Origin of the sequence: Clostridium frigoris, assembly GCF_018861865.1 — a bacterium.
GTDB lineage: Bacteria > Bacillota > Clostridia > Clostridiales > Clostridiaceae > Clostridium_AD > Clostridium_AD frigoris.
Genome location: NZ_JAHLDV010000089.1, coordinates 1 through 8,207, shown reverse-complemented (window position 1 = coordinate 8,207; position 8,207 = coordinate 1). Strand labels below are relative to the sequence as shown.

Below are 8,207 nucleotides of genomic sequence, written 5' to 3'. Positions count from 1 at the left end.
GATAACAAAACTAATGTTTCATTCCTTTTAGATATATTTTCACTTTTCAAAGTACAATTTAAATCTTAAAATTTTCAATCTAGTTTTTTCATAGGTTAGTTAACACTATCAATTTGTCTCTATTTCAGTTTATACCTATTTGTCAGGAAAATCTGTTTCTATCTAAACAAATAGAATAAATAAGAATAAATTACATTTTTTAGTCTGAGAATAGAACAAAAAGTCGTAACATTCAGTAAATTAAGAAAATGGGGACTATTAGCATATATAATGTGATATGATGGTTAGTAAGGAACAATATTAAATATACTAATTATATTTGTTAAAGTAGTAAAGAAATAACTGTATAAGATAATATTAGATATAATTTAAAAATAGAACGAAATGAAGAATTTAATAATACATGTGATTTTAAAATTAAGGGAGGCCTATGAATGAAAACATTTGATATGATTGTTAAAGGTGGAAATGTTGTTACAGCTTCTGACACATTTAAAGCAGACATTGGTATTAAAGACGGTAAAATTTCAGAAATGGGATTAGACCTAGGAAAAGATGCAGAAGAAATTGTTGATGCGTCTGACAAATATGTTTTTCCAGGTGGAATAGATCCACATACTCATATGAATATGCCATTTGGTGGTACTTTTTCTAGTGATGATTTTAAAACAGGAACTATCGCAGCAGCTTGTGGAGGAACTACTTCAATAGTAGATTTTTCGATCCAAGCAAAAGGTAAATCATTAAAACAAACTATAAATACTTGGCGTGAAAAGTCTGATGGAAAAGCAGTAATAGATTATGGCATTCACATTGCATTAACAGAGCTTAATGAAAAAGTTATGAATGAAATACCAGAGGTTATTAAGCAAGGTTATCAAAGTTTTAAAATGTATATGACGTATGATGGAATGAGAGTTGATGATGGCACGTTGTTAAGAACGCTTATAAAAGTTAATGAAAGCGGCGGGTTATGTTGTGTCCATGCAGAAAATTATTATGTTATAGAATATCTCAAAAACAAGTTTTTATCTGAAGGCAAAATTGAGCCAATATATCATGCATTATCTCGCCCAGATTTAGCAGAAGGAGAAGCTGCGGGACGAGCAATTAAACTTGCTAAAATAGCTAATGCACCTCTTTACATAGTTCATAATAGTTGTGAGGCGTCTATTAGCGAAATAGCAAAGGCTAGAGAAGAAGGATACCCTATAATGGGAGAAACTTGTCCACAATACTTATTATTATCAGAAGATAATTATAGGGAGCCAAACTTTAATGGAGCAAAATATGTAATGTCACCACCTCTTAGAGATAAAAAGAACTGGCCAGTTGTATGGAAGGCAATAAAGGATAATACTCTACAAGTAGTTGCAACAGATCATTGTCCATTTTTTATGAGTCAAAAGGAATTGGGAAAAGATTGTTTTGCGAGTATTCCAAATGGTGCACCAGGAATAGAGGCTAGAATGGCGTTAATGTATACTTACGGCGTAACTTCAGGAAAAATTGATCTTAATAGATTTGTACAAGTCACTTCTACAAATGCTGCTAAAATATACGGTATGTACCCTCAAAAGGGAACAATTGCAATTGGAAGTGATGCGGATTTAGTTGTATTTGATCCAAATATAGAAACTACATTAACAAAATCAATGTTACATGAAAATGTAGATTATACACCATATGAAGGGTTTAAGTTAAAAGGATACCCAACGGTTACGATAAGTAGAGGAAATATAATTGCGAGGGACGGTCAATTTGTAGGTGAAGAAGGTAGAGGTAAGTTTATAAAAAGAACTTCACCTCAAATAATATAAAAATGGGGGTTAGTAGAATGTTAACTTGTAATAAAGATAGGGTACAAAACAAAATAGAGACATTTTCCAAATTTGGTGATGCAGGACATGGTGGGATAACAAGACTTTCTTTGTCCAAAGAAGCACTTGCGGCAAGAGCGGAATTCAGTAAGAGGATGCTTGCACTTGGTGTTAAAGTTGTAACCGACGATTTGGCAAACATGTACGCAACTTTTCCCGGCACAGAAGCGGGTCTTCCTAGAATTGTAATGGCATCTCATTGTGATTCTGTTAGAAATGGTGGTAACTACGATGGTATTTTGGGAGTTATGACAGCAATGGAAGTAGTTGAAACAATTGTTACAGAAAAAATTTCTCATAGACATCCAATTACAGCTATGATTTGGACCAATGAAGAAGGGTCACTTTATCCGCCTGCAATGATGTGCTCGGGTGTAGTCTGTGGTAAATTTGATAAAGGTAAAATGTTAGCTACAAAGAGCTCAGAGGGGAAAACCTTTGGACAAGCTTTGGAGCAGAGTGGATATATAGGCGATATTTCAAACAGACTAAATCCTAAAGATTACATGGCAATGCTAGAATTACACATAGAGCAGGGTCCTGTTCTTGAAGCTGAAAAGGAGCAAATTGGTGTTGTTCAGGGCGTTGTAGGAATGGTTAATTACAGAATTAGAACTTATGGACAGACTGACCATGCAGGAACTACTCCAATGAAATATAGAAGAGATGCTCTTTTGGCCTCATCATCGGCTCTTAAGTATTTACATGAACAGCTTGACAAGCTTGATAGTAATCTTGTTTATACAACAGGCGAAATTATTTGTCATCCATGTGTGCACACTTGTATTCCGGACCTTGTTGACTTTTCGTTAGATGCAAGACATAAGGATCCAAAAGTTATTAAACAAGTTGTTGAAATAATTAAAAACATGCCAAAAGAATTAGATAAATGTGAAGTTAAATATGAAGAAGCTTGGGCACGTAACACAATTGAATTTAATGAAAAGTTAGTGGGATTAGTTCAAGAAAGTGCTTATAAATGTGGGTATACAAGTAAAAAAATGTACAGTGGTGCAGGACATGATGCACAATTTGCTGCGGAAATGTTACCTACTACTATGATTTTTGTTCCAAGTAAGGATGGACACAGTCATTGTGAACCAGAATTTACATCACTTGAAGATTGCTACAATGGTATAAATGTAGCTCTTCATACAGTTTTAGCGATTGATAAGAAATAATATTCACTATAACAAGTAATTTGAAAATAACTAATTTAATAATAAAAAACTAATAGGAGCTAAAATTTTTATTATATAGAGATTTTAACTCCTATAGTTTTAGGAATTAGAGGGGTTATACTATTGTTTTTTACCTAGTAGTAATTAAACAAATAGTTTATTTAATTTATAATAGTAATATTTTTAAAATGTAAAGCTAAGCATGTGGATAACTAATCTTTAAAATACCAATAAAAACTACATATATTGGTATTTTATATTTTATTAACATGTTATTAGATGAAGTTATCCTCATTTAGTGGATAACTTCATTTAAATTGTGGATTAATTTTTAATTGTCTGAAAATTAATTATCACACGAATTATTTTTTGCTTTTTTTCATAAGTAGGTAGTTTATAATGATCATTGTAATTTAATTAATTTTTTATAACGATATTAGTGTAAAAATATACAAAGATTTACATAAAACGGGGATGTTAAAAGTATGTTAAATTTTTTACAATTTCGTCTTGAATTTTTAATCTTTTGAGGTTATAATGAGTTGCGACATCGGAATATAAGGTTATTTGAATTACTCTATATTACAAAATGCAAGCAGTTTTAAAATAACAATTAATTTAATCAGAAATGATATTACAGAATTAAGTTTAGTAAAATAAATTTAAACCTGTGGATAACTTTTCTATAAAATTGAATATAAATTCATAAATATTCTATTATTAACATAATATGGTCTGTTTACTGAAAAAATATATAAAGTTATCCACTAAAAGAGGATAACTTTCTTAATTTTGTGGATAAACATTTAATTATTTCAAAATATATTAAAATAGTAATAGAAAAATCTTTCCCCTGTGTATTAAATTAAAACTAAAAATAACAAATTTCATTAAGAAATCTTACTATTTTGATCCTATAAAATTCTGAAAATTCAAATTTTAGCGTAGTTCCGAGATTTCATTAATCTGAATTTAAAGTGTTAATATATGACAAATTTTTCATGCTATAATAAGAGTTTTATTCTAAGAATATTCAGTTTCACCTTCATGGTTTATTATTCTCTTATGTGCATTGCAAATGACCTACATACGAAACCTTTATAAATTACTTATTATACATGTTATAATACAGTATTTCTTTTCTATCGTCTTTAAATCTAAACTTTTCTCGAACTGAGGTTACATCATCTTGATTAATATCAGCTATAACTAAACCTTCTTCCGCATATAAGGTACCTATTATGTTTCCCAATGGATCTACAATCATAGAATCACCACTGTAGGTTAACCCATTACTCTCACCAACCCGGTTTATTCCAGCAATATAACATTGATTTTCTATGGCTCTTGCTTTTAGTAAAGTAATCCAGTGCTCTCGACGCTCGTCAGGCCAGTTAGCTGCAACGGTAATTAAGGTTGATTTTTTTGATGCTATCTGAAATATTTCTGGAAATCGTAAATCATAGCAGATGAAAGGAGTTATATTGAAATTAAAAGCATTAAAATGGGTTATTTCATTTCCACTTTCATAAAATTTAGTTTCACTTCCATAAGAGAAAGGATGAATTTTAGCGTAAACCACAAGTTCCTTGCCTTGAGGTTCAACTACACAGTATTTATTTTTGGAGTGTGATGTGCCTTCTACATATCCAAAACCTATAGATATATTATGTTTACTACTCATTTCCTTGAAAAATTCAATAGTTTCTTTATTATCGTCTCCTATATATGAAGAATTCATAGAAAAACCAGTTAAAGTCATTTCAGGGAAAAAAATTATATCCGCATTTTCAGAAACTGACTGTTGTATAAATTGTTTTACCGTTTTTTTATTGGTAGACTTATCTTCAAAGGCAATATCTAATTGAGCTAGTGCTAATTTCATATTATTAACCCCCTTTTTATTATCAAAATCGTTTTTATTAGAAACTAAAATGTCGTTAAAATATCTTTATTAATAATATATACCTATAATACATATTATATCAGAGTAGGTATTAAAATTTTGTTTGCAAGTCACTTCCGAGAAAACGTATATTTTCTCTTGTAAGGTTATTGGTATAATTATAAAACTTGGATGAGTTTCTTGGCTTTTACTTATTGAAAGTTCCCATTTTGTGATTTAAAGTTATACTACCTCTATGAGCATTACCATATATATAATTTATAATCATTGGAGGTGAAAACATGTAGGATGGTGAAAGATAGTATATAATGAGTTTTACATGGAATAAACTTAGAGTCTGTTAACGAATTATAGACTATCCAAACGACCTAAATGGTAAACCTTTGTATGATACGTAGAATAGTATCGTATGATACGTAGAATAGTATCGTATGATACTTAAAATAGTAGATGAACCTATTGAAAATAGAACAAAGAAAGGGGTGCTATATGTTAAAAAAATTAAAAGAACTTTTATGTAGAATTATAGATGATGATATTACTGCTTTGGCAGGTCAACTTGCTTATGATTTACTGTTATCATTTTTTCCTTTTTTATTGTTGCTTCTTACAATGCTTAGTTATAGTGATTTAAAAAGTACAGATATTCTTATATATGTACAACAAATAATGCCAGAGAGTACTGTTAATTTAATTTATACTACTATTAAAAATACAGCGAGTTCATCGAATAATCATTTGGTGTCATTAAGTATAGTAGGTATAATTTGGTCGGGGTCTAGTGGGTTTAGAGCTGTGATTAAGGGATTAAATAAAGCCTATGATGAGGAAGAAACAAGACCGTATTGGAAAACTATAGTTATATCGGTATTATTTATGGTAAGCCTTGCATTTGCAATTATTGCATCAGTAGCATTGGTGGTATTTGGACAAATGATAGGAAGAACTATTGCGAGTAGTTTAAATCTATCTAGTGATTTTATATTAAATTGGGATATCATTAGATATTTAGTATCTGTGGGCGGAATGGGAATTACCTTTGCAGCGTTATATCATTTTACTCCTTGTAAAAGATTAACTTGGAGAGAGGTAATTCCTGGAGCTGTAATTAGTACTTTATGCTGGCTTGTGGCTTCTTTGGGTTTTGCATACTATGTAAATAATTTTAATAATTACTCGATCCTATATGGTGGAATAGGTGCAGTTATAGTGCTTATGTTATGGCTTTATATAACTTCTATAATAATATTATTAGGTGGAGAAATTAATGCGTTATTAGCATTTGAAAAACAGGGTAAACAAAAGGTTAGGGCTAAGAAATATTAGAATATGTTATTGTTTTTGCAATACGAATTATAATTTTATTAATTATTATATAAGATATAAAGAGAAATTATAGAAATCAGAAGTAGTAATGCTTCTGATTTTTTTGCGTTGAAATAAAGTCATTCATTATGAGTATAAACTAGTGAGTAAATAATAGTATGGTTTAGTGTTAATGACACTAACTTGATTTATAATATAAATTAAGTTACATTAATTTATATTATAAAAACATATATTCAAGGTTAAATAAAAAGAAGGACTTATGTCGAATGTTCATAAACTTAATAAAAACTTAACACACATTTTGTAGTATTATGGTATAATAAATACAGTGATTAAGACATTTTTTGTTTGATTGAATTATTAATTAAATGGATAAATGTACATGGTAATCTTTGATTATCATGTATATTGTAGAGAAAATATAATATAATATTGATTTGATAAATGTATAACAATAAAATGCTTGTGTTTACATTATGAAGGGATTTCTATTTTCAAAAACAGATTTACATAAAATTACATTATATAAAATTAGATGTAAAAGTTAAAAATAGTTTCAAAAATATAAATAATTAATAAAGAATATGAGCATGCTTACAAAATAATTTACAAAACAAAGGAGAAATATAAATGAAAGTAAGAAAAGCTATTATACCAGCAGCAGGCCTTGGAACAAGATTTTTGCCAGCAACGAAGGCATTGCCTAAAGAAATGTTGCCTATAGTTGATAAGCCTACAATGCAATATATTATTGAAGAAGCTGTTGCGTCAGGTATAGAAGAAATATTAATTATAACAGGGAGAAATAAAAAATCTATTGAAGATCACTTTGATAAATCAGTAGAACTTGAACTTGAACTTGAAAATAAACATAAAGATGGCCTTCTTAAACAGGTTAGAGAGATATCGAATTTGGTGGATATACATTTTATAAGACAAAAAGAGCCAAAAGGACTTGGACATGCTATAAATTGTGCAAGAGCTTTCGTAGGAAATGAACCTTTTGCTGTAATGCTTGGTGATGATATAGTTGATGCTAAAACACCATGTTTAAAACAACTTATGGATTGTTTTGAAGAAAAAAATAAATCGATTTTAGGAGTCCAACAAGTAGATAAAAAAAATGTTGATAAATATGGAATAGTTGATGGAATTCAAATTAGTGATAGGTTATACAAGGTAAATGATCTTGTTGAAAAACCGGCAGTAGATGTAGCACCATCAAATGTAGCTATACTTGGTAGGTATATAATAACACCTGAAATATTTGATATATTAGATAATACATTACCTGGTAAAGGCAACGAAATTCAGTTAACAGATGCTTTAAAAACATTAATATCACGACAAGACATGTATGCATATGTGTTTGAAGGCCGTAGATATGATGTAGGAGATAAATTAGGTTTTCTAGAAGCTACAGTTGAATTCGCTTTAAAAAGAGATGCTTTAAAGGTTCCATTTATGAGATATCTTCAGAGTTTAAAAAACAATGAAAAATTTAATGCTTTATATGAAGAAGTAATTAGTGAGAAGGTATAAGTAAAAAATTCAAAGACATTTCAGAAGGAAGGTTCCCCACTTCTATAAGTGAAAGTTACATATCATAACAAATATAAAATTTAAGTGGGGGGATAACAATTCTAAATTGTTATTTACTTCAGAGAACTATAAAAGTGGAAATCTGCATATGAAGTTGTCAATGCATCTGCTGAGAAGTTGTTGAAGTAATCCAGCAGATGACTTAACTAAATAAGTAATAGCAATGGTACGTAGGATACGTTATGAAAATTTTAATATTTTGAGTAGTCACGGAAACTAATATGTAAAACTTGAATTTGTATGAAGTAATATCGAACTATAATTTTTGTGTTAAGAGAGCAGTTAGTAATAAAAATAGGCATAGCAAAC

Annotated in this window: 5 protein-coding genes; 4 read left to right on the top strand and 1 reads right to left on the bottom strand. The window is 29.5% G+C overall.

All coding sequences use genetic code 11. The features are described 5' to 3' along the window. Positions 1-434: 434 nt before the first annotated feature. Both hydA and KPL37_RS18585 read left to right on the top strand, forming a co-directional pair. Positions 435-1,820 carry a dihydropyrimidinase gene (hydA, locus tag KPL37_RS18590; RefSeq protein ID WP_216151564.1) on the top strand — a complete coding sequence of 462 codons (1,386 nt, stop codon included), beginning with the start codon at positions 435-437 and terminating at the stop codon, positions 1,818-1,820. Positions 1,821-1,837: 17 nt separating this feature from the next. Next, positions 1,838-3,061, top strand: a complete 1,224-nt coding sequence (locus tag KPL37_RS18585; protein WP_216151563.1) for a Zn-dependent hydrolase — start codon at positions 1,838-1,840, stop codon at positions 3,059-3,061. Between the two features lie 1,105 nt (positions 3,062-4,166). On the opposite strand, the gene KPL37_RS18580 is transcribed toward KPL37_RS18585, so the two are convergent. Further along, complete coding sequence (locus KPL37_RS18580) at positions 4,167-4,946, bottom strand: carbon-nitrogen family hydrolase (protein ID WP_216151562.1); 780 nt, start codon at positions 4,944-4,946, stop codon at positions 4,167-4,169. Positions 4,947-5,456: 510 nt separating this feature from the next. Between KPL37_RS18580 and KPL37_RS18575 the strand changes: the two genes are divergently transcribed. Next, entirely contained in the window at positions 5,457-6,293 is an 837-nt protein-coding gene (locus KPL37_RS18575) for a YihY/virulence factor BrkB family protein (RefSeq protein ID WP_216151561.1), read from the top strand. A gap of 633 nt (positions 6,294-6,926) precedes the next feature. Continuing rightward, positions 6,927-7,838 (top strand): UTP--glucose-1-phosphate uridylyltransferase GalU, encoded by a 912-nt coding sequence (gene galU / locus KPL37_RS18570; protein WP_216151560.1) that lies wholly within the window; start codon positions 6,927-6,929, stop codon positions 7,836-7,838. Positions 7,839-8,207 lie beyond the last annotated feature (369 nt).